General features: G+C 65.6%; 19 protein-coding genes and 5 pseudogenes. 14 read left to right on the forward strand and 10 right to left on the reverse strand.

Going from position 1 to position 22,278, the window contains the following annotated elements; all coding sequences use genetic code 11:
* Positions 1 to 87 precede the first annotated feature (87 nt).
* Both AMK58_RS28455 and AMK58_RS28460 read left to right on the forward strand, forming a co-directional pair.
* Positions 88 to 633: a TetR/AcrR family transcriptional regulator gene (locus AMK58_RS28455; protein ID WP_059399813.1), complete on the forward strand. Its 546-nt coding sequence runs from the start codon at positions 88 to 90 to the stop codon at positions 631 to 633.
* 60 nt (positions 634 to 693) lie between these two features.
* Positions 694 to 2,223 (forward strand): MFS transporter, encoded by a 1,530-nt coding sequence (locus tag AMK58_RS28460; protein WP_082413771.1) that lies wholly within the window; start codon positions 694 to 696, stop codon positions 2,221 to 2,223.
* Positions 2,224 to 2,346: 123 nt separating this feature from the next.
* On the opposite strand, the gene AMK58_RS31745 is transcribed toward AMK58_RS28460, so the two are convergent.
* Positions 2,347 to 2,478 (reverse strand): hypothetical protein, encoded by a 132-nt coding sequence (locus AMK58_RS31745; protein ID WP_257722164.1) that lies wholly within the window; start codon positions 2,476 to 2,478, stop codon positions 2,347 to 2,349.
* A gap of 78 nt (positions 2,479 to 2,556) precedes the next feature.
* Here AMK58_RS31745 and AMK58_RS28465 point away from each other — a divergent pair.
* Both AMK58_RS28465 and AMK58_RS30780 read left to right on the forward strand, forming a co-directional pair.
* Positions 2,557 to 3,525 (forward strand): annotated as a pseudogene (locus AMK58_RS28465) (IS5 family transposase).
* A gap of 449 nt (positions 3,526 to 3,974) precedes the next feature.
* Positions 3,975 to 4,118, forward strand: a complete 144-nt coding sequence (locus AMK58_RS30780) for a hypothetical protein (protein ID WP_155903768.1) — start codon at positions 3,975 to 3,977, stop codon at positions 4,116 to 4,118.
* A 29-nt stretch (positions 4,119 to 4,147) separates the two neighbouring features.
* On the opposite strand, the pseudogene AMK58_RS28470 reads toward AMK58_RS30780, so the two are convergent.
* Positions 4,148 to 4,951, reverse strand: a pseudogene (locus AMK58_RS28470) (IS256 family transposase); the annotation flags it as partial.
* A gap of 11 nt (positions 4,952 to 4,962) precedes the next feature.
* Between AMK58_RS28470 and AMK58_RS28475 the strand changes: the two are divergent.
* The 8 genes and pseudogenes from AMK58_RS28475 to tcuB all read left to right on the forward strand — a co-directional run.
* Positions 4,963 to 5,759 (forward strand): annotated as a pseudogene (locus AMK58_RS28475) (IS110 family RNA-guided transposase); the annotation flags it as partial.
* A gap of 211 nt (positions 5,760 to 5,970) precedes the next feature.
* Positions 5,971 to 7,611 (forward strand): cytochrome D1 domain-containing protein, encoded by a 1,641-nt coding sequence (locus AMK58_RS28480; RefSeq protein WP_059399790.1) that lies wholly within the window; start codon positions 5,971 to 5,973, stop codon positions 7,609 to 7,611.
* An 83-nt stretch (positions 7,612 to 7,694) separates the two neighbouring features.
* Positions 7,695 to 9,317 carry a NapC/NirT family cytochrome c gene (locus AMK58_RS28485; protein ID WP_059399791.1) on the forward strand — a complete coding sequence of 541 codons (1,623 nt, stop codon included), beginning with the start codon at positions 7,695 to 7,697 and terminating at the stop codon, positions 9,315 to 9,317.
* 89 nt (positions 9,318 to 9,406) lie between these two features.
* Positions 9,407 to 9,733, forward strand: coding sequence for a cupredoxin domain-containing protein (locus tag AMK58_RS28490; RefSeq protein ID WP_059399792.1), 327 nt, complete (start codon positions 9,407 to 9,409; stop codon positions 9,731 to 9,733).
* Between the two features lie 102 nt (positions 9,734 to 9,835).
* Positions 9,836 to 11,413 carry a cytochrome D1 domain-containing protein gene (locus AMK58_RS28495; RefSeq protein WP_059399793.1) on the forward strand — a complete coding sequence of 526 codons (1,578 nt, stop codon included), beginning with the start codon at positions 9,836 to 9,838 and terminating at the stop codon, positions 11,411 to 11,413.
* A 393-nt stretch (positions 11,414 to 11,806) separates the two neighbouring features.
* Positions 11,807 to 12,007, forward strand: coding sequence for a hypothetical protein (locus tag AMK58_RS28500; RefSeq protein WP_035675749.1), 201 nt, complete (start codon positions 11,807 to 11,809; stop codon positions 12,005 to 12,007).
* Between the two features lie 2 nt (positions 12,008 to 12,009).
* The gene (gene tcuA / locus AMK58_RS28505; protein ID WP_051140365.1) at positions 12,010 to 13,356 is read left to right on the forward strand and encodes an FAD-dependent tricarballylate dehydrogenase TcuA; all 1,347 of its coding nucleotides are present in this window, start codon (positions 12,010 to 12,012) and stop codon (positions 13,354 to 13,356) included.
* Entirely contained in the window at positions 13,343 to 14,437 is a 1,095-nt protein-coding gene (gene tcuB / locus AMK58_RS28510) for a tricarballylate utilization 4Fe-4S protein TcuB (protein ID WP_059399795.1), read from the forward strand. The genes tcuA and tcuB overlap by 14 nt, the downstream gene beginning before the upstream one ends.
* A gap of 148 nt (positions 14,438 to 14,585) precedes the next feature.
* Here the strand turns inward: tcuB and AMK58_RS30140 are convergent.
* The 6 genes and pseudogenes from AMK58_RS30140 to AMK58_RS28535 all read right to left on the reverse strand — a co-directional run.
* Positions 14,586 to 14,804: pseudogene (locus tag AMK58_RS30140) on the reverse strand (NAD(P)-dependent alcohol dehydrogenase); the annotation flags it as partial.
* Between the two features lie 10 nt (positions 14,805 to 14,814).
* The gene (locus tag AMK58_RS28515) at positions 14,815 to 16,176 is read right to left on the reverse strand and encodes a 4Fe-4S binding protein (RefSeq protein WP_051140364.1); all 1,362 of its coding nucleotides are present in this window, start codon (positions 16,174 to 16,176) and stop codon (positions 14,815 to 14,817) included.
* The gene (locus AMK58_RS28520; RefSeq protein WP_051140363.1) at positions 16,173 to 17,258 is read right to left on the reverse strand and encodes an FTR1 family iron permease; all 1,086 of its coding nucleotides are present in this window, start codon (positions 17,256 to 17,258) and stop codon (positions 16,173 to 16,175) included. Before AMK58_RS28520 ends, AMK58_RS28515 begins: the two co-directional genes overlap by 4 nt.
* Positions 17,259 to 17,270: 12 nt before the next feature.
* A complete protein-coding gene (locus AMK58_RS28525) occupies positions 17,271 to 18,341 on the reverse strand; it encodes an IS630 family transposase (protein ID WP_059399796.1) in 1,071 nt (356 codons plus the stop codon).
* A gap of 158 nt (positions 18,342 to 18,499) precedes the next feature.
* Entirely contained in the window at positions 18,500 to 18,904 is a 405-nt protein-coding gene (locus tag AMK58_RS28530; RefSeq protein ID WP_059399797.1) for a hypothetical protein, read from the reverse strand.
* Positions 18,905 to 18,965: 61 nt separating this feature from the next.
* The gene (locus tag AMK58_RS28535; RefSeq protein ID WP_051141086.1) at positions 18,966 to 19,487 is read right to left on the reverse strand and encodes an iron transporter; all 522 of its coding nucleotides are present in this window, start codon (positions 19,485 to 19,487) and stop codon (positions 18,966 to 18,968) included.
* Between the two features lie 493 nt (positions 19,488 to 19,980).
* Here AMK58_RS28535 and AMK58_RS32065 point away from each other — a divergent pair.
* Positions 19,981 to 20,208, forward strand: a pseudogene (locus tag AMK58_RS32065) (hypothetical protein); the annotation flags it as partial.
* A 63-nt stretch (positions 20,209 to 20,271) separates the two neighbouring features.
* Positions 20,272 to 20,499 (forward strand): DDE-type integrase/transposase/recombinase, encoded by a 228-nt coding sequence (locus AMK58_RS32070; RefSeq protein ID WP_470215517.1) that lies wholly within the window; start codon positions 20,272 to 20,274, stop codon positions 20,497 to 20,499.
* A 45-nt stretch (positions 20,500 to 20,544) separates the two neighbouring features.
* Here AMK58_RS32070 and AMK58_RS28545 read toward each other — a convergent pair whose 3' ends face one another.
* Complete coding sequence (locus tag AMK58_RS28545; RefSeq protein WP_035683978.1) at positions 20,545 to 21,291, reverse strand: uroporphyrinogen-III synthase; 747 nt, start codon at positions 21,289 to 21,291, stop codon at positions 20,545 to 20,547.
* The gene (hemC, locus tag AMK58_RS28550) at positions 21,288 to 22,211 is read right to left on the reverse strand and encodes a hydroxymethylbilane synthase (RefSeq protein WP_035683980.1); all 924 of its coding nucleotides are present in this window, start codon (positions 22,209 to 22,211) and stop codon (positions 21,288 to 21,290) included. Before hemC ends, AMK58_RS28545 begins: the two co-directional genes overlap by 4 nt.
* Positions 22,212 to 22,278: the final 67 nt, after the last annotated feature.

Genomic DNA, 22,278 nt, shown 5'->3' on the forward strand with positions numbered 1-22,278 from the left:
GGCCATGCCTGAACGGCTTGCCCGCAAGGGCCCTTTGCAATATCAATCCATCCGTATGGATTGATATTTGGTTTGGGGGAGATTTTCGTGGGACGTCTGCCGACGATCGACCGGAACAGGGTCCTCGACATTGCCGAAAGCCTCGTGCTGACGGCGGGCACCGGCGGCTTGACGATGGATGCCGTTGCCAAGGCCGCCGGCGTCTCGAAAGGCGGCGTGCAGTCGCGCTTCGGCAGCAAGGACGAGCTGATCGCCGCGATGATCGAACGCTGGGCGTGCGAGTACGACGCCCAGATCACCGCCGCCGTCGGACCGGCGCCGACGCCTGTCGAGGCGGTGCGCGGTCACGTCGAAGCCACCATGGCGATGGACGCCGCCGGCCACGCCCGGGCCGCCGGCATGATGGCGGCGTTGATCGAGGCCAAACGGCACATCGACAGCACCAAGGCTTGGTACGATGAGCGGTTCGGCGGGCTGGCCCCCTGTTCCACGGAAGGGCGCCGGGCCAGGATCGCGCTTCTGGCCACCGAAGGGGCCTTTCTCCTGCGCGCCTTCGGCTTCATGGACTTCCGCGACGAGGACTGGAGCGGCCTCGAGCGCGACCTGCGCGCGCTTCTCGACGAGGGGCTCTGAGGGAAGGCCTGAGTCTTTCCCGCCGGTACGCCACGCTCATAACCATCAAGGACTCTTCCCATGTTCCCCGGCACGCGATGGCTGATCCTGGCCACCGTTTCCAGCGCCCTGTTCCTGATCGTCGTCGACATGACGGTGCTCTACACCGCCTTGCCGACGCTCACCCGTGAACTGGGGGCCACCGCCTCCCAGAAGCTCTGGATCGTGAACGCCTACCCCCTGGTGATGGCGGGGCTGTTGTCCGGGTTGGGCACGCTGGGTGACCGGGTCGGGCACAAGCTGATGTTCACGGCCGGCCTCCTCGTGTTCGGCGCGGCGTCGTTCGGCGCTGCCTTCGCGCCTTCGCCGGCAACCCTGATCGCCGCGCGGACGGTGCTGGCGGTCGGCGCGGCGATGATGATGCCGGCGACGCTGTCCTTGATCCGCCTCACCTTCACGGACGCGGAGGAGCGGTCGCTCGCCATCGGCATCTGGGCCGCCGTCGCCTCCGGCGGTGCTGCGGCCGGTCCGGTGATGGGAGGGGCGCTGCTGGAGCATTTCTGGTGGGGCTCGGTCTTCCTGATCAACGTGCCGGTGGTTGTGGCCGCGCTCGCCGCCAGCACCCTTCTGCTGACCAACCGCCCCGGAGACGCCGGGCGTCCCTGGGACCTGATCGGTTCGGTTCAGGTCATGGTCGGCCTCAGCGGCCTGATCTATGCGCTGAAGGAAACCGCCAAGCGTGACCCCTCGTGGGGAATGGCCGTGCTGACGCTGCTCGTCGGTCTGCTCGCCATGGCGCAGTTTGTGCGACGACAGCGCCGCAGCCGCTTTCCCCTGATCGACTTTTCACTCTTCGCCGACCTACGCTTTTCCGCGGGCGTGGCCACCGCCCTGGCCGCGGCCGCGGCGCTGATCGGGGTGGAGCTGGTGTTCAGCCAACGTCTCCAGCTTGTGCTGGGGCTTTTGCCTTTCGAGGCCGGACTGCTGATCCTGCCGATCCCGCTGGCCGCTCTGGTCGCGGCACCGCTGACCGGGGCGGCGCTGTCGCGGCTTGGATCCGCGCGCGTGCTTTGGGGCGCACTCCTGGTGACCGGCTTGGCTCTGCTGGCTTTCCTCGCCAGCCACGACGGTCCGGCCAGACTGTGGATCGCGGCCCTCACGGTAATGGGGCTTGGGAGCGGCGCCGCGATGACGGCGGCGTCCTCGGCCATCATGCTCTCGGCCCCCGAGGACCGGGCCGGAATGGCGGCGTCGGTCGAGGAGGTTTCCTATGAGCTGGGAGGAACGCTCGGCATCGCGCTGCTGGGCAGCCTGATGTCGCTGCTTTACACGCGGGCCATGTTCGTGCCGCCGGGTATTGCGATTGCTCCCGAGGCGCGCGACAGTATTGATGAGGCCCTTGCTCTATCGGAAGAACTGGTTCCATCCCAGGCCGAGCAGGTGATCAGCGTGGCCCGGGTGGCCTTCGACCAAGCCTTCACTGGTGTCGTCGGCACAGCCGCCCTGATGCTGATTGCCGTCGCCTTCGTCGTGCGTCGCATGCTTGCCGATCAGGAAGGGGCGAAAGACAACGGTTCTTCGAAGCGACGGGTTGATGGCTGCCGAGGTTGATGCGTCTGGCGGGCGGCATCCGCGCTTCCCATCAGGCGATCTCGTTGCCACCGGTTGTAAACGGCGCGTCGACCCAACCCGCGCTTCCAAGATCCAGGCAGAGTTGGAGGCGGCACCGTCTGCCTAAGCCGAGCCGGGAAACCCGGCGCGGTTCAGTTGTGGATGTCTGATGCCTGCGGCCACTCTCTCCAGCAGCTTGAAGACGGAGAACAGCGTCACCACGGTCAACGCCTTGATCGTTTCGCCGATGGTCAACACGCCCGCCGCGTTGTTGCACGGATGGATCTGGTGGGATAGGTCGTGGGCCGATCTTCGTCAGCCGGATTTCCCGCGATGCCGCACAAGGCGAACGCCGCTCGTCGCCATCACATTCCTCGGCCGCGGCGCACAGTGACGAATTGGGCCGAGTACGACGTGGCCCTGCGCCAGCGTGGCAGCCTCACGCTCTGGGTCACTGACGAAGTGATCGAGCACTGGAAAGCGGCGCCGCGCCAAACGCCCGGTCGACAGGCGAGCTATTCGGACCTGACAATCACGACAGCGCTGATGCTGAGGGCGGTGTTCCGGCTGGCGTTGCGGCAGACCGAGGGGCTGCTCGCCTCCATCCTCCAGTTGCTCGGGCTGGAACTGCCGGTTCCGGATCACTCCACCATCGCGCGCCGAACCCGGACGGTGACGCTGCCGTCAGTGCCGCGCTCGAGCGGCGAGCCCATTCATCTGCTGGTGGACAGCACCGGGCTGAAGCTGTGTGGGCCGGGCGAATGGCTGTTTAAGAAGCACGGCACGAAGCGGCGGCGTTCCTGGCGCGCCCTGCACCTCGGGATGGACGCGGGCAGCGGCCGGATCGTTGCGGCCACGCTGACCGAGCGCGGCATCGATGATGCCTCGCAGGTCGCCCCCTTGCTCGATCAGGTCGCCGAGCCCGTCGCCTCGGTGACCGGCGACGGCGCCTACGACTGAACCGGGGTCTATGCGGCGGTCCACGAGCGCCATCCCGAGGCCGCGGTGGTGGCGCCGCCACGCCGCGATGCCGTGCTCAGCAACACGGCCGAAACCGCGCCGACCCAACGCGACCGCCACATCCAGATGATCGCTGAGACCGGGCGGATGACGTGGCAGCGGACCAGCGGCTATAACAAGAGGGCCGGCGTGGAGAGCCAAATGGCGCGCTGGAAGGGCGTCCTCGGCGAGGGGCTGCGCTTCCATTCTGATCAGGCGCAGGCCACGGAAGTCGCCGTTGGCGTCCTGGTCCTCAAACGCATGCTCGACCTCGGACGCCCGAACTCCGTCCGCATCGCCTAAGCAAAACGGGGGCTGGGGCAGTCTCTGGCGCTCCTCTCCTCGCTGCAACACTCCGTCGGACGCCCAAACTCCGTCCGCGTTGCCTGATCATCAACAGGACTGGGGCGATCTCTTGCCCGCTCGCCTCGCTGCATCACGCCGGTCAGCATCCAAATCCTACGGCCGTTCAACGGACACCGATACACCGCCAACCTCCATGGATTTCCCCAGTGAGCTTTATAGGCTATCTTAAATTTTGCCCAACTTGACCGCAGTCAACGTTTTTACCAATGCAAGCACTCTATGTTTTCGGAGCTTCAGGATAGGCAAACCTGATCATGCTGCGTTCCTCTCTCCCGTAGCATGTCCCCAGGCCGGCACTCTTTTCCAGAGTGCCGGCCTCCTCCCCCGCCGGTCCAAAGCTCAGCAGCAACACGCGCAGAGCAAACTGCGCCATTGGAGGAAAGCCCATGTCGTTCACGAATTTTGCTCTCGGTCTTGTCTTTGCCGGCGCCGCCATCGTCATGCTTTTCACCATCTGGGTGGGGCTGATCCTCGGCCACCATGCCGCTTGGCGTTGGATGGCCCACAAACTCGGATTCTCCAACAACTGAGCTATGCGGGGAAATGGGGCACGGTCCGATCAGGCGGCGCTCTGTGACGCGGCTTGTGTGGCCTCGATGCCGTTGCGGAACGTGACGCCCTCAATGACCTTGGGCAACAGGTTTTCGCCTTGGAGGCGGCGCCAGGTTTTGGCTGCGGCGGTGATCAGCTTGAAGACCATCAGCTTGGCGGCTTCCTGCGACAGCGTCCCCTTGGCGCGGATGGTCCCGTGGCGGACGGTGGCGAAGACACTCTCAATGGGATTCGTGGTCCGAATATGCTCCCAGTGCTCGGCAGGGAGGTCGTAGAAGGCGAGCAACGCCTCGCGGTCCTTGGTCAGGCATTCGACCGCCTTGCTGTGTTTGGCCGCATACTCCTTGGCAAAGGTCGCCAAGGCGGCTTCCGCCGTCTCGCCGTCCGGCGCCATCCAGATCTCGCGGAGGTCCTGCTTGATCGTCGGCTGGACGGACTTGGCGACCTTGTTCAGCACGTTGGCGGTCTTGTGCACCCAGCAGTGCTGGTGCCGGGTGGTCGGGAAGACTTCCTCCAGCGCCTTCCAGAAGCCGAGCGCGCCGTCGGCCATCACCAGTTCCGGAGGGATGCTCAGACCGCGGGCCTGGAGGTAGGCACCATCTGCCCCGATGTGGACGTAGCGCCGCGCCGACAGGTCGCGCTTTTGCCAGCGTGTGTAGTCGGCCGCCCAATCCTCCTTCAGCCGGACGATCACGGATGGCGACAGGTTCGGGGCGTCCTTGCCGAGCAAGTCGCTGTGCGTGTCGTGGAAATCGCCGGGGGAGACGCCGCCCAGGTACAACACCGGCAACAGGGCATCCAGGCTTCTGGATGCGCCGCAAGGAGCATGTGCGGCCCTACGTCAAAGCGCAGAAGAACGACGACCGTGACGCCGAGGCGATCGCCGAAGCGGCCACCCGGCCGACGATGCGCTTCGTGCCGGTGAAGAGCGCCGTTCAGGCGGATATGCAAGCCCTCCACCGAGCGCGCGAGCGGCTGGCATCGGACGCACGGCGCTGATCAACCATGTCCGCGCCTTGCTGCTGGAACGCGGGCAGGCTATTCCGCAGGGGCGCCGCAAGGCGGCGGAGCGGGTGGCCGCCCTCCTCGACGGCGACAGCTCCAGCCTGAGCCCCCGCATCCGGGACCTGCTGGCCGAACTGCAGGCGGAATGGCAGGCGCTGGACGAACGGATCGCCGCCTTCGATGCCGAGTTCGCCGCCACGGCCCGGCAGGAGGAAGCGGCGCGGCGCTTGGCCACCGTTCCGGAAATCGGCCCGATCAACGCCACGGCTCTGGCCGCTGCAGTGGGCGACGTCTGCGCGTTCGAGCACGGTCGCGATCTTGCGGCGTGGCTGGGGCTGGTTCCCCGTCAGGTTAGCACCGGCGGCAAGACACGGTTGCGCGGGATCTCCAAGCGCGGCAACCGCTATCTGCGCAAGAATCTGATTCATGACGCCCGCGCCGTTCTGCCCCATCTGGCCGAAAGCGCCACACCGATTGGCCGTTGGGTGAAGGGACTGTTGGCCGGGGTCCACAAGAATACGGTGGTGGTGGCGCTGGCCAACAAGCTGGCGCGGATCGCCTGGGCGGTGCTGGTGCATGGAACGACCTATGAGGCGCGTCATGCGACCGTCTGAACGCTTCCTTCAGCGCACCGGATATCCGTGAACGATGATCCGCCGAACGCCTCGGCAAAAACGAGGCCTTTGGGATAAGAAAGGACTTGTCGTTCGTCAATTGCCCGTTCCTGAGCCGTTGTATTGCGCTATTGACCATCGTCAAGGTTTTGCACGAAGTGACTCGCTTAAGACATTACACCGTAATGGAATACTGTTCTGGAGTATAATTATGCGGAGGATCACTCCGGCCTTGTGGGCTGCGTCCGTGGCAATACCGGCGTTGCTCGCGCTGTCGCCGGTTTCTGCCTCGGCCCAGTCGGCCGATCCGTCTTTGGCTAAAGACGCGAAGGAAGCGAGCGCGAAGATATACTTCGAGCGGTGCGCCGGTTGCCACGGCGTGCTTCGCAAGGGAGCCACCGGCAAGAACCTTGAACCGGACGCGACCAAGAAACTCGGCCAGGCACGGCTGGAGAAAATCCTGGCGTTCGGCACCGAAGGTGGCATGCCGAATTTCGAAGACATTCTGTCCAAGGATGAGATCAAGAGCCTCGCCACTTACATCCAGATGACTCCCGACTCCCCGCCGGAGTGGGGTATGACGGAGATGAAGAACTCCTGGAAGGTCGCCATCCCGCCGGAGAAGCGCCCGACCAAGAAGATGAACAACGTCAACCTGGACAACGTGTTCTCGGTGACGTTGCGCGACGCCGGTGAGGTCGCCCTCATCGACGGCGACAGCAAGAAGATCTGGAACATTGTCAAGACCGGCTACGCGGTCCACATCTCGCGCCTGTCGGCGTCGGGGCGCTACGTCTACGTGATCGGGCGCGACGGCAAGCTCGACATGATCGATCTGTGGATGGAGAAGCCGGAGGTCGTCGCGACCATCAAGACCGGTCTCGACGCCCGCTCGGTCGACACCTCCAAGTTCAAGGGCTTCGAGGACAAGTACGCGATTGCCGGGTCCTACTGGCCGCCGCAGTACGTCATCATGGACGGCCAGACGCTCGAGCCGCTGAAGATCGTCTCGACCCGCGGCAACACCATCGACGGCGACTACCATCCGGAGCCGCGCGTCGCCTCGATCGTCTCCTCGATGATCAAGCCCGAATGGGTGGTGAACGTGAAGGAGACGGGCATGATCAAGCTCGTCGACTACACCGACATCAAGAACTTGAAGGAAACGACGATCGAGTCCGCCAAGTTCCTGCACGACGGCGGCTGGGACGCGTCCAAGCGCTACTTCCTGGTGGCCGCCAACGCCTCGGACAAAGTCGCGGTGGTCGATACCAAGGAAGGCAAGCTGGCCGCGCTGGTCACCACCAAGGCCAAGCCGCACCCGGGCCGCGGCGCCAACTTCGTTCATCCGAAGTTTGGCCCGGTCTGGGCGACCTCGCATCTGGGCTCTGACGTCATCACGCTGATCGGCACTGATCCGGACAAGCATCCGGAGAGCGCCTGGAAGGTGGTGGCCGAGCTGAAGAACCATGGCGCGGGCTCGCTGTTCGTGAAAACCCACCCGAAGTCCAAGAACCTGTGGGCCGACGCGCCGCTGAACCCGGAGCAGGAGGTCCTGGAGTCGGTGACGGTCTTCGACATCAACAACCTGGACAAGGGGCCGGAGGTCATCAATGTCGCGAAGATGGCCGGCCTGCCCGAGACGAAGGCGCTGAAGCGCGTCGTGCACGGCGAGTACAACGCCGCCGGCGACGAGATCTGGTTCTCCATCTGGGCCGGCAAGACCGACCCGTCGGCGATCGTCGTGATCGATGACAAGACGCGCAAGATGAAGTCGGTGATCAAAGATCCGAAGCTGATCACGCCGACCGGCAAGTTCAACGTGCTGAACACGCAGCACGACATCTACTGAGCTTGCTGATCTTTTGACAGCGAAGGGCGGGAAAACGGCTAGTTTCCCCCCTTCTTCTTTAATCGGTAAGAATGGGTGACGACATGGCGATGGAAGCCCTCTGGTCACGCCTCAGGCGCGTGCGGGTTCTCGGCGCGACGCTGATCGGCGCGGCCGCGATCTTCGTGTCGGGCATCGTGTTCTGGGGCGGATTCAACACCGCCATGGAAGCCACGAACCAGATGGAGTTCTGCATCTCGTGTCACGAGATGAAGGACAACGTGTATGCCGAGTACAAGCAGACCATCCATTACGAAAACCGCACCGGCGTGCGCGCGACCTGCCCGGACTGCCACGTGCCGAAGGACTGGGTGCATAAGGTCCAACGCAAGATCCAGGCCTCCAACGAGGTTCTGCACTGGCTGCTCGGCAGCGTGAACACGCCGGAGAAGTTCGACGCCAAGCGTCTGGAACTGGCCAAGCACGAATGGGCGCGCTTCAAGGCCAACAACTCGCTCGAATGCCGCAACTGCCATTCCTTCGAGGGCATGAGCGCGGAGAAGCAGAAGCCGCGCGCCAGGAAGCAGCACGAGATGGCCAAGGCCGACGGCATGACCTGTATCGACTGCCACAAGGGCATCGCCCACAAGCCGGTGCATCATCTGCTGGAGGAAGAAGAGGAAAGCAAGCCGAAGGTCGCCCAGGCTCCGGCTCCGGTTGCTGCTCCCGCCCCCGCGGCCGCACCGGCTGCCCCGGCCGCGGTCGTCCCTGTGTCCGCCCCAGCTCCGGCACCGGTCCAGATCCAGGCCGCCGCTTCGGCGGGCGATGCGCCGGCAATCGACTGGTCCGCGGTGCCCGAGCGCGTGGTGACGCTGTTCTACCCGGGCCAGACCTCCTACGAATGGATACAGAACGGCCCCGATCACGGCGGCGCCCGCGCCTACAAGAAGGGCGAGGAGTGCATCGGCTGCCACGAGGGTGAGCAGGCCGACATGGGCAAGAAGATGGCGTCCGGCCAGAAGGCGGAGACGACGCCGATCCCCGGCAAGCCGGGTTCGATCCCGCTGACCGTCCAGGCGGCGCACGACGGCACGAACCTGATGATGCGCTTCCGCTGGCCGGCCGGCCCGCACACCCCGGCGCCCTTCGTCGAGGGCGGCAAGATGGACCCGCAGAACGCGGCGAAGCTCGCCCTGATCCTCGACCAGGGCTTGGTCGAAGACGCCAGCCGTTCCGGCTGCTGGAGCACCTGTCACCACGACGCCCGGACCATGCCCGACGCGGCCGGACAGGAGGTGACCAAGTACCTGCCGCAGACGCGCAGCGCGATCTCCATCAAGGAAAGCCCGCGCGGCGGCTGGGATAAGCGCAAGCCGGCCGAGGAACTGGCGGAGCTGATGAAGCAGGGCGTGTTCCTCGATCTGATCCGCTGGAAGTCCGGAACCAACACGGTGGAAGACGGCTACGTCTCTGCCGAGCGCGTGATGGAAGGCGGGCAGGGCGCCACCGCCACCGGAACGCTGGCCGACGGGGTCTGGACGGTGACGCTGGTGCGCAAGCTGACGTCGGACAAGCCGGGCGACATCTCGATCGAGCCGGGCAAGCTTTACACCGTCGGCTTCGCCATCCACGACGACCACACCAACGCCCGCTTCCACCATGTTTCAGTCAACTACAAGCTTGGCCTTGACAGCGCGGAGGCCGCCATCAACGTCATGAAGAAGTAACGTCCCGAACCCAAGCAAACCCAGGACGGGGCGGTGCCTTCGGTGCTGCCCCGTCGCCGTGTCCGCAACCAGGCAATCAGAGTCCGTCCATGATCCGCGCCTTCGCGGTGGGCGCCGCCGCGCTCATCCTCGCTCCCCTCCTTCTTGCCGGTCCGACGGTGGCCGACGAGGTCGTCGTTCGCATCGAAAAGAACCGGTTCGATCCGGCGCGTGTCGCCGTGCGCCCCGGCGACACCGTCGTGTGGTTGAACGCCGAAAAGCGGACCAGCCACGACGTGGTGTTCGCGGACGGCGTGGCCTCGGAGCGGCTGATGCCCGAGGAGCGCTTCGCCCGGCGTTTCGACGCGCCCGGAATCCACCCCTACCGCTGCACCCCGCATCCCGACATGCGGGGCGAGGTCGTGGTCGAGCCGTAACCCGGCCGGTTGCGGGATTGACGATCGTCAAGGTCCGCGGACGGCGGGTTGCCGATCCTGCGCGGCGGGCGCCGTCCGGACGCCCGGAGTCTGGAGAGCCCGATGATCCGCCCCCTTCCCGCCGCCCTCTCGGTTGCCATTGCCGCCGTTCTGTTGGCCTGCGCCGCGCCGTCGCCTGCCCGGGCCGACGGCCCGAACCCTGAGCGTCTGTTCGCCGAGCATTGCGCCGCCTGCCACGGCGGCGACCGTCTGGGGGCTATCGGTCCCGCGCTGCTGCCTGAGAATCTGGGCCGGCTGAAGCCGGCGGAGGCCGAGCGCATCATCCGCCACGGCCGGCCGGCGACCCAAATGCCGGGCTTCCCTGCGGAGACCCTGTCGGACGAAGCGGTGCGGGTTCTGGCCGCCTATGTCTTCACCCCATTGCCCGAGGTACCGGCCTGGGGCATGGAAGAGATCGCCGCCAGCCGCGTCGTCCACAAGGACCCGGCGACGCTTCCGGAAAAACCGCGGCACGGGGCCGACCCGCTCAACCTCTTCACAGTGGTGGAGGCGGGTGATCATCACGTCAGCATCGTGGACGGCGACCGCTTTACCGTGCTCGACCGGTTTGAAAGCCGTTTCGCGCTTCACGGCGGGGCGAAATACTCGCCCGACGGCCGGTTCGTGTATCTCGCCTCCCGCGACGGCTGGGTGTCGAAATACGACCTGCATTCCCTGAGCCTAGTGGCCGAGGTGCGCGCTGGCGTGAACACCCGCAACGTGGCGGTGTCGTCGGACGGCCGCTTCCTGATGGTCGGAAACACGCTGCCGCACACGCTGGTCGCGCTTGACGCGCGGGACCTGACGCCGATCAAGGTCATTCCCGTGACGGACGGCAAGGGAAAGAGTTCGCGCGTGTCGGCGGTCTACAGCATGCCGCCGCGGAATTCCTTCGTCGCCGCGCTGAAGGATCTGCAGGAGGTGTGGGAACTTCCGTGGGACGACCGCCCGGTTTATGCCGGCCTCGTCCATTCCCACGAACCCGGCCGGGAAGAAGCGGTGTCCTTGCCCGGCCCGTTTCCGGTGCGCAAGCTGAAGGTCAACGAATTCGTGGACGATTTCTTCTTCGACCAGCCTTACGATCAGTTGATGGCGACCTCGCGTGACGGCAAGAAGGGCATTGTCGTCCACATGGACGTCGGCCGCCAAATCGCTGAGCTGGATCTGCCGGGCATGCCGCACCTCGGTTCGGGCATCAACTTCGTCCATGAGGGACGGCCGGTCATGGCCACCCCCCACTTCAAGGACCCGGTGATCAGCGTCATCGACACGGTGGACTGGAAGACCGTGAAGCGCATTCCCATGCCCGGCCCCGGCTTCTTCCTGCGCGGTCATGAAAACACGCCCTACGCCTGGGCCGACGCCTACATGGGCAAGGACCGCGATACGATCCCGATCATTGACACCCGCAGTCTGGAAATCGTGAACACACTGCGACCGGCGCCGGGCAAGCTCACCGCGCATGTGGAGTTCACGCGCGATGGTCGTTACGCGCTGGTGTCGGTCATGGAAGACGAAGGGGCCATCGTCGTCTACGACGCCGCCACGTTCGCGGAGGTCAAGCGCCTGCCCATGCGCAAGCCGATCGGAAAGTACAACGTCTGGAACAAGATCAACTTTTCCAGCGGGACCAGCCACTGACGGACCATGGCCGCGTCGGTTCCGATCGCCTCCGCCGCCACATTCTGCACGTGGAGTGGAATCACGGAACAAACGGACGTCGACCATTGGAGGTTCGGTGTGCAATTTTCGCCCTCTTGACGACAGTCAAGATGAAAACGGGCAAATTGCTTTCTCATGGGTTCCGTTGCAAAGTTTGACGGCAGGTGCGGAGAGCCGCGGAAGCCGCGTCTTCAGGCGGCCATCCCGAAGAGGTTTGCGATGAATTCGCCGAAAGGGCCAAGGTGTCAGGGCAGCGCCTTAAAGACACTGTATTGGGGCTAAGACGTCCCCTTCTTGCCCGAAGTCAAGCTCAAGAGCGTCGGAATTCGTTCTATTCGACCGCCTCTTGCTGCATAGGAAATGGGCCGTTCCATGGAATCGCACTCCGACCTCCTGGTTGACCTTGTTGCCTTGGCAGACGAGGGTCTCGATGGGTTCTGGAATATTGACCCGCCGGTCTTGGCCAGCGGCGGAGCCGAGTGGAATGCCGGAGGCAACGGCGGTACGAACCGGGCCGGCATTGCCGGCCACGGCCTAGCCACAGTTGCCTCCAAGAAAGTTGTGGAGGCCTGACGGTGCGTCGTCCGGCATGCCCGTCCGGCGGCGGCGCTTACGATGTCGTCGTGATCGGTGGTGGGGCTGCAGCACTCTGCGCGGCCCTGGCAGCCCGGCAACGAGGAGTATCGGTCCTGCTGGTTGAGCATGCCTCACCCGCATTGCGCGGCGGCAATGCCCGACACGGTCGCAATCTCCGCATCGCCCACGACCGCCCAACGCGCTGGCTGCCCGAACGCTATTCCGAGGGCGAGTTCCTGTCGGAGCTGCGCCAAGCTACCGGTGGGGAGATGGACGAAGCCGTCGCGCATGTTCTGGTCCGCGGCTCGACCACCATCGTCGACTGGCTGGCCGACTGGGGTGTGCGATTTCAGGCAGTCCTGCACGGACAGCCCAACCACTCGCGGCGGACTGCGTTCTTCCTTGGCGGTGGCAAGGCGCTCGTGAACGCGCTGTACGCGGCGGCGGAGCGGTTGGGGATCAAGATCCTCTATGACGCCGAAGTGAACGATCTGCCTGTTGCCGACGCTCCCTCGCGCATGATCGAGGTCATCCGTGCCGGTCAGTCCATCCATGTGCGGGCGCGGGCGGTGGTCGCCGCCTGCGGCGGCTTCCAGGCCAACATCGAGTGGCTGCGCGGTATCTGGGGGACCGCCGCCGATGGCTTCGTGATCCGGGGCACGCCCTACGCGCGGGGACAGGTTTTGCGCAGCCTGCTGGACCAAGGTACCGCCCCGGTCGGCGACCCGAAGCGGCTCCACATGGTCGCGGTAGATGCGCGCTCGCCGACATTCGACGGTGGCATCGTCACGCGGCTGGACTGCGTGCCCTATGGCATCGTCGTCGACGGAACCGGCCGGCGTTTCCGGGGCGAGGATGCAGATCTCGGGCGGACACGCTACGCAATTTGGGGGGGACTGCTGGCGCGCTGCCCGGGGCAGATCGCCTACTCGATCTTCGATGCCGATGCCCAAAATGCCTTCGCCTCCTCAGTCTACCCGCCGGTTCGGGCGGACACGGTTGCCGGCTTGGCTGCGGCGCTGGAAATTCCCGGAGACGCCCTCGCCGCCGCCATCTGTGACGCCAACAAGCGCACGGGACCGGACGCGCGACCAGTGCGGGCGCCGCCCTTCGGCGCCTACCCGCTGAGACCCGGGATCACCTTTTCCTATCTTGGGGTCCGCGTGGACACAAGCGGGCGGGTCCATCTGGCGTGCGGTCGCGCGACCCGGGGTCTCTTTGCCGCCGGCATGATTATGGCGCCCAACGTGCTGGGAAAAGGCTATCTTGCCGGTGTCGCTTTGACGATCAGCGCGGTGTCCGGCCGCATCGCTGGAGAGGAGGCGGCAGCCCATGCTCGATCATAATGGTGACACGCGCGAGACGGCCCGTAGGGCGTTGGAGATCTGTAACTCCTGCCGCTACTGTGACGGGTATTGCGCCATGTTTCTGTCCATGGAACGCCGGTGCGCCTTCAGCGATGGCGATCTGACCCATCTCGCGAACCTCTGCCACAACTGTCGGAACTGCTACTACGCCTGCCAGTACGCACCGCCGCACCCGTTCGCCGTAAACGTGCCGGCCAGCCTCGCGCGGGTCCGCTGGCAATCCTACGAGGAGCACGCTTGGCCATCCGCGTTGCGCGGCCTGTTCCGGAGCAACTGCCGCACGATCGCATGGCTGTCGCTGTTCATTGTGGGGCTCACGGTGGCGCTCACGGTGGGGATCGTACCGGCGGAGGCGCTGTTCCGCCCGCACCACGGGCCAGGCGCCTTCTACGCGGTCATCCCCTGGGGCGCGATGGCGGGCTTGGCGGGAACGACGCTCGGCTGGTCCGTTCTTGCTCTGGCGATGGGGGCACGTAGCTTCTGGCGGGCAACGGGGGGCGGCACGCCCCGAGCCCTCGGCCGGGCCCTCGGCGATGCCCTGGCGTTGCGCAACCTAGGCGGCGGGGGGATCGGCTGCGCCGAAGGGGAGAACGGCTTCTCGCCGTGGCGCCGTCGCTTCCACCACGCCCTGTTCTACGGTATCGGTCTGTGCGCCGCCGCGACCGCGGTTGCCACGGTCTACGACCATGTGTTCGGCTGGGAGGCGCCCTATTCGCGCTTCAGCGTGCCGGTTGTGCTGGGCAGCCTCGGCGGCCTCGGCATGGTCATCGGTGCCATCGGCCTCCTGCACCTCAAGGATCGGGCAGACCGCGCGCCGACCGCGGTGGAGTTGCAAGGAGCGGACCGGGCGTTCCTCCATCTGCTGTGGCTCACGGCCACCAGCGGGCTGGCGCTTATGGCCCTCCGGGGGACCGCCGCCATGGGCCTGCTGCTCGCCGTCCATCTCGGAACCGTGCTGGCCGTCTTCGTCGCGCTGCCCTACAGCCGCTTCGTGCATTCGGTGTATCGCGTATCCGCCCTGGTGCACGCCGCGATGGAAGGCGGGCGCGTCGAACGCTGACCTCGCCCACGGCTTGAATCCGCCTTTGCTGCCGCGATCGGAATTACGCACCAGCCCGGCGCCGGAGGGGCCGTCCACACATGGTGTCTTCGACGTCCAACGCTTTTCACCGGTATTTGGGAAAAGGGCCGTCCACTACATCACTTCAGTACTCAGCTTGGCACCCGTCTATGGTGTTACCGAATTTCCATACGCCGATCGGCTTCCAGCCATGCCGTGTCCCCACTCCATCCTGTGAGTGACAGCCATCCAGCGAGGCGTAACTGTGCCCGCTGGGCGTGACGGCCCCGGCAATGATCCGCTCCCTTTCGCGACAGCCGATCACGGCGGAACCGAGTTTCTCGATGATCCCAACCGGCTCGTGCCCGAAGCCGCTTTCAAGGCCCGAAGATTGCCGGCCACCAAGATAAGGCGACCGCAAACGTCCCGATCAGGCCGGGAACCAGCGCGAGGAGGCGGGCGCCCCGGCCCAAACCCTGAAACGCCAGAATCATCCAGCCCAGCCACAGGCTCCACAGAATCCCACCGGCGAACAGCACGCCCTTCGCCGCACCCGCCAGATCGCCCAGCGGTTCGAACAACGCGCCGCCCAGGCCGACCACCAGCGACACCATCGCAACCGGTGCATACTGGTAGCCCAATTCCACGAACCGCTTACGGAAGGACGCCAACGGGTCCGACAGCCCACCCAGCCACGCCGCCATGGCGGTCAGCGCTCCCAGCGCCACCGCCATGGCCGTCATCACCAGCAGCATGAAGCCGACGATCAGGAAGAAGTCGAGCCAGACGAACACCTCGCGGCGTTCGGGATGGACGCTCATCAGCCACCAGGGGCCGGGTTTGCTGATCCAGAACATCTCTCGCTCGACGGCCCAGATGCCGATGGCTTGGCGCAGCTGCTGGTATTCCGGAAGCACCAGCCACAGGAAGCCGCCGAGCGCGATGCCGGTGCCCAGAAACAGAAACCACACTTCCGCCGCGTTGGGATTGTGGTGCCGGATCCGTTCGATCTCTGCGCCCGGTGTGCGCAGACGCAGCTCCAGGCTACCCTTGGTCTGCGGGTTCACGCAGCGGAAGCATTGGATGCAGTGGCGGCTCTCCTCCTTGCGGGGGAGGTCGATCATGGTCGGGCACACGCCCTTCTCGGTCCAGGCGTCGCCGCCATCCCGCTTGACCTTGGGCGCGAACTGCACCGCACCGATGCGCGAGAACACGCCCAACAGCAGGCCGATCGGGCAGACGTGGCGGCACCAGGCGCGCTTCCTGCGGCCATAGAGCCAGCCCAGAAGGACGGCAGCCAGCATGGTCCCGCCAAACACTTCCAGCGCCGCCTCGGGATGGTCGCGCACCCCGACCGTTTGGCCGAGGATGGTGATGATGAGAAAGCTGACGACGGGCGTACCCTCCCATTTCAGCCAACCGGGAACCGCCCGCTTCGGCCCGTACTTGTTGGCCCATTCCGCCGCCGCTCCCATCGGGCACAGCAGGCCGCACCAGGACCGGCCGGTGACGATCACGGACAAAAACACCAACGGGAACCACAGCCCCCAGAGCGCGTAGTTGGCAGAGGTGACCCAGTGGTTCAGCGGCGTTGCATTGCCCGGCGGGTCGGGCAGGAAAACCGGCACGACGATCACGGCGATAAACGCGACCGCCGTGGCGGCATGAAGCCAGACTAGGCGGTCGCGGTGCCGGAAGGCGAAAGCTTCGATGACCCGTGTGGCGCGGTTCACGATCATGCCGCCGCCCTCCTTCGCGCGACGTGCCACGCCAGCGCCGCCAGCATCGGCAGCGACAGCACTATTTGCGCCGCGACCGTCTCGACCGTCTCGACCGTCGGAAACAGCCCCAACCACGCGACGTGTGGCAAGCCGTCGAGCGGGGTGATAGGCACCAGGCGGCCCTCCTGCAACTCCACCAGCACGCCCTTTCCAGCGAAAGAAATGGCCAGGGTGAACAGCAGGGCGGCTGTGGCGGTGAAGAACCATTTGAGCGGGAGCCGGAAGGACAGCCCCCGCATCGCCCAGTACAGCAGCGCCACCACCGCCGCCGCCGCCACGAAGCCGGCGGCCACCGCCAACGTTTCACCCGGTGCCGACAGAATCAGCGCTTGGTAGAAGAGCACTGTCTCCGCCCCCTCGCGGAACACGGTGAGGAAGGCGACGAGCCCGAGCGCCCACACCCGGCCACCGGAGGCTGCGGCGTCGACCTTGGCCTTCATACAGGCCTGCCAGTGTGCGCTCTCGCGCTTCGACAGCAGCCAGAAGCTGACGTGGAACAGCACCAACGCAGCAACCAGCATGACGACACCCTCCAGCACCTCTTGCCCCTGGCCGGAAATGTGGAGCGCCTGCGACAGCAGCCAGGCGGTGGCGAGGCTGGCCGCCAGCGCCCAGCCGGCGCCGCGCCAGACCACCTTCACGCCGTCTCCCTGGCCCGAGCGGTGCAGGCCGGCGACCAGAGCGGCGATGACGAGCATGGCCTCGACCCCCTCGCGCAGGAGGATCAGGAAGGACTGGACAAAGGCGGCGACCGGTCCCGTCCCAGCCAGCAACCGCGCGGCGGTCACGGCTTGGAGGCGGTCGCGCAGAGTGTGCCACGTGCCCTCGATCTTGTTCTTGGGGAGGCCCTGGCCAGCCCTGCCGATGATTTGGCCGAACAGGGCCTCCAGCTCGGTCTTGGTGTCTGGTGACACCGCGCCAATCGCCTGTTCCAATCCCGAGGCCTCGAAGACGTCGAAGTACAGGTCGGAGAAGCCGTCACCGAGGGCGGTACCGTTGGCCGGGTCGTAAGTGGCGACCAGAGCGTCGCCCCTGGCCACTAGTGCACTGACTCATTCAGAAGGTGCAGGCAGCCTGTCGAGTTTTGCGAAGATGCCGTCGGCGGGCTTGGTCCAGACGAAGGGCTTGGCCGCCTTGTTATGCGCGCGGATGTAGCGGGCGATGGCGTCCTGGAGATCGGCCACGGACTTGAAGACGCCGCGTCGGATGCTTCGGCGGGTGATGATCGAGAAGAAGCCCTCGACGGCGTTGATCCAGGAGGCGGACTTGGGCGTGAAATGGAACACCCAGCGGGGATGATCAGCCAGCCAAGCCAGCACCTTCGGGTGCGTGTGGGTGGCGTAGTTGTCGACGATGGCGTGGATCACCTTGCCCGCCGGGACAGCGCGCTCCACGGCAGCGAGGAACTTGATGAACTCCTTGTGGGTGTGCTTGGGCATGCAGCGCCCGACCACGGTACCGTCCAGCGTGTTCAGCGCGGCGAACAGCGTGGTGGTGCCGTTGCGCTTGTAGTCGTGCGTCATCGTCCCGCACTTGCCGGGCTTCAGCGGCAAGCCGGGCTGGGTGCGGTCGAGCGCCTGGATCTGGCTCTTCTCGTCGATGGACAGCACCACGGCGTGGCAGGGCGGGTCCATGTAGAGGCCGACAATGTCCTCGACCTTGGCCGCGAAGGCCGGATCGCTGGAGCGCTTGAAGGTGCGCAGGCGATGCGGCTGAAGGCGGTTGGCCTCCCAGATGCGTTGCACGGCGCGCAGGCTGATGCCGACCGTTTTGGCCATCGCCCGGCCCGTCCAGTGGGTGACGGCGCCAGGCGGTTCCGAACAGGTCAGCGCCAGCACCTTGGCCACCGTCGTGGTGGGCAGCGGTGCCCGGCCGGGCTTGCGCGTCTTGTCGCGCAGCAAGCCATCGACGCCTTGTTCGGCATAGCGCACCTGCCAGCGCCATACCGCTGGGCGGCTGACACCAGCCCGGCGCGCCACCTCCTGCACGGGCAGCCGCTCGGCCGAGAGCACGATGATGTTCGCCCGCTGGACATGCTTGAGCGGGCGGTTGCGGTCGCTGAGGAGCGCGGCCAAGCGCGCGCGATCCTCTGCTCCGACGATGACACTGACGGTCTGGGCCATGCCGACAGAATCGCACGTCGGCGGCTCGTTGTGAATCCTATGTCTGTGTCAGTGCACTAGTTCGCGCGCCACCGCCGGCATGTCGACGTTCGCAACCTCGGCAGCCATGGCCGGAAGGGCGACAAGAATCAGTCCAAGCGCGAGCAGCAAGCGGCGGATCATTGGTTCACCGCGAACACATGGGCGGGCACGTTCGCGGCGTCCAGCGCCTTACCGTCCTCGGCGAGGCCGGACTGGAGGGCGGCGGCCAAGTCCCTGATCCCGCCGAGCGTTCCCTTGGCGATCAGCTTTCTAAGGTCGCCGAACTGCTTCTCCCGATCAAAGGCGTGCTTGGAGCCGACTTCCTTGCGTAGCGCGGCCTCCATCTTCTCGCTCTCGAACAGGCCGAAATATGCCTCGGTCACGGTCTTCCTGGCTTCATCGGGCTTGCCGTCGCGGGCAAGCGCCTCGGCTCTGGCGATCTCGGCCGAGATGGCGGAGGCCAATTGGCTCCAATGGTCGCCGGCGTGGGCCGGGACGGCCGCTAGCAGGATGGCCCCGACGAGGAGCAAGTACCTGGTCATGGCTGATGATCCTTGTGGCGGGAATGGGTGCGGCCTTAGCCGCGGCGCCCCCAAGCGGCGGTCAGTAGCCGCCCTTCTTGCCGGTGCTGCCGACGTAGGTGAAGTCCCATTCCACCGTAAAGGGCGCCCACCACTTGCCGACCCCGGTTTCCTTGTCGGTGTGGCGCAGGAACCCGTGAGCTCCCGGCTTGATGGTGTAGGCCACGTGGTACTTGCCGGCACCGTCCATCTTGACGTTGTCGCCGTAATGCGGCCCGTCGGAGGCGACCATCGGCATCAGCTTGCCGGACCTCTTGAAGGATGACCCTGTCTTAGTCAGAACGTAGTCGATGTCGAGGTACGGAATCCACTCCCCCTCGCCGAAGCCGGTGTTGTTGCCATTGAGACCCTTGATGTCCGCTTCGATGTGGACGTCGGTGCCGGCATGTTGGGTGTGCGACGGCTCCATAGTAACGGCTTGGAGGTAGACGGCGGCGATCTCCATCCCGTTCTTTTCGACCGGCTCGCCGATCGGCTGCTCGCCGGCCAGTACTGGCGTAGTAAACAGGGTGGCCAGGGCCGCGGCGGCAAACAACGTCTTCATTCGGATCTCCTATTGCACGGCGATGCGAAGGCCCCCGTCCGCTTTGCAGAATTTCCCAACCGGACAGTGGGGTTGCGCGTTTCGAATCAGAGGGCCACCACTTTAGTCACAACCATGAGAATAATAGTCATTCTCATTATTTGGAATTTGTGCCCGATCCATCGGCTTGGTCGTGTTGGGCAAGCCGATGGGTCGGGCAAATGGAATGCCGCGGAACGCGCTCGTCGCTGGGTCTTGAAGCAAACTTCTCGGGCGCGCTGGAAAGGCACAAATTTACTGCTAAAAATGACGCCCGCCGGCCTTCGCCGATGGGCGCCTGGAGACAGTAACGGGCAGTGTCTTCCTCTAGTGGTGAAGCAACCTCTGGAGCGATTGAGTGCTAATTTTTCCCTGTGGCAGCCACGAAATCCTTGACGATGGTCAAATCCAACAGGCTTTGCCGCGCCGGCGGGTTTCGTCAGCTTTCGCGCCAGTTTGATCATTGCGGCGGGAATGTGGGCGCCAGCTCAACGAGCACACGGGCTCGGCGCTGAACCTGCTGCAGGCGCCTACGGACGTTGTCTTCCTGATCGTGCTCTGGAGGCTGCGCCTGAAGCTGGACTTGCGGGACTTGGCCGAAATCCTGCTGCTGCGAGGCTTGGTGTTTTCTCATGAGGCGGTGCGCGAGTGGGAGGCCAATATCGCCCCCCTGCTCACCGATGCCCTGCGCCAGAGCCGGAGACGATCACCTCCGACAGGTACGCCGCCTATCCCCCGGCCCTCGCGGAGATGTTCGGGGGATGCCATCGGGCACCGCACTTCGAAGTTCCATAACGAGCGTTTGGAGCAAGATCACCGCGGGGTGAAAGGGCGCACACGGCCGATGCGCGGCTTCCAGCAGCCGAACAGCGCCCACCGCTTCCGCCGCGCTCTTGATGAAGTGTGCAACGTTCTGCGACCGGCGACCAAGCGCGAGCAGCACGCCCCGCGCCCACTCGCCAGTCTCGGTGCGAGAGCCGACGGAACCGGCTGAACGACCACAAAGCCGAATTTCCAGAAACCATGTTGCTCAATCGGATCAAACAGTCCCTACGGCTGGCAAAAGGTCTAAAAGACTTGTCAGATTAGGTTGGGCGGCGATTCTCTCGGTGCGCCAAGGCACTGTCCGCCCGTCCGGCAGGACGGTCACGGCGGCCGCCACGGCCCTGCTCAGCGCGATCAGGTCGAGGGTGCGGCAGCGCTCCAGCAGTCCGGCGGCCGCAACCAAATCCACGAACGATCGCGCTGTGCGTGGTGACATCGCCACCACACCGGCAATACGACCGTCCGCGATGGCCAGCGTTGTCATGGCGGACAAAGTGGTTGCCGGCACCGCCTCATAAAGGATCTCCTTGCGGACCGTGAAACCGTCCGTGGCCGCCACCCCGACGAGATCCCCCGCAACGGCATTCGCCGCCGCGTAGAACAGGGCGCCGCGTGTAGGATCACAGCGTCGCCGGACCAACGCCGCCAACGCCGCCACATCGCCCTCGGCGCTTTCGACCGCAGCGAAGCCGGCTCGGCGCGCCGCCGCCGCGCTGGCGTTTCCGACCGTGAAGGCCCGCAATGTTCGGTTACGGCTGACGCGTGCGAACGCCCGCACACCGTTGACGCTGGTAAACAACAGCGCCTGGACATCGTCCAGCACCGGTTCCCGGTCGACAAGCCAGCAGATGGACAACAGCGGTTCGGTCATGACCCTATAACCGCGCTGGCTGAGGAGCCCCCGCAGCGGCTCCGCGTCATCCACAGGTCGCGTGAGGAGGATGGTCGGCGGCTGACTCACAAGCAAAGGAACCGTTCCGGCAGCAGGGCAGCGATCTCCATTCCCGCTTCGGTTCCGAGCAGCGCCGCGTCGGTGCGGTGCCCGGCGCTCTCCTTCCGGAACACGATCCGCCCGTCCGGAGACGACACCTTGCCGGTCAGGGTCAACCGGTCGCCCTCCAGGCAGGCCAGCGCCGCGATCGGGGTCCGGCAGGAACCGTCGAGCGCGGCCAGAAAAGCGCGTTCCGCCGTGACCCGCCACGCCGTATCGGCGCAGTCGAGCGGCGCCACGAGGGCTCGGGTCGCCGCGTCGTCCGTCCGGATTTCGACGCCGATGGCCCCTTGCGCCACCGCCGGAAGCATTTCCTCAGTCTCCAGGATGCGCGTGACCCGATCCGTCAGGCCGAGGCGCCGGATTCCGGCCAGCGCCAGAAGCGTGGCATCAACCTCGCCCGCGGCAAGCTTGGCGAGCCGTGTCTGCACGTTGCCGCGCAACGGCACCACGCGGAGGTCGGGACGCCGCTCCAGGATCTGCGCCTGACGCCGCAGCCCGGCCGTTCCAACCACGGAGCCCGCTGGCAGATCGTCCAGTCCCTGCCCCTCACGGGCAAAGAAGGCGTCGCGCGGGTCTTCACGCGGAAGCAGCGCGGCGATCTCCATGCCATCGGGCAGGCGGGTCGGAACGTCCTTCATCGAATGGACCGCCAAGTCGATCCGGCCCTCCTGGAGAGCCTCCTCGATCTCCTTGGTGAACAGCCCCTTGCCCCCTGCCGCCATCAGCGTTCGGTCGAGTATCCGGTCGCCGGTGGTGGTGATCACCACGATCTCGATGGCGTCGGGCTCCGCAAGATGCGGATGCGCCCGGGCAAGCCGATTCCGCGCCTCATGGGCCTGTGCGAGAGCCAGCGGGCTTCCGCGCGCACCAATCCGAACCGGTGGCATGTTCCGAAACTCCTTGTGCCGATTGTTGCCCGGACGCGTCCGGATGCCCGTTATCGTTATCGGTCCG

Origin of the sequence: Azospirillum brasilense, from assembly GCF_001315015.1 — a bacterium.
Lineage (GTDB): Bacteria > Pseudomonadota > Alphaproteobacteria > Azospirillales > Azospirillaceae > Azospirillum > Azospirillum brasilense.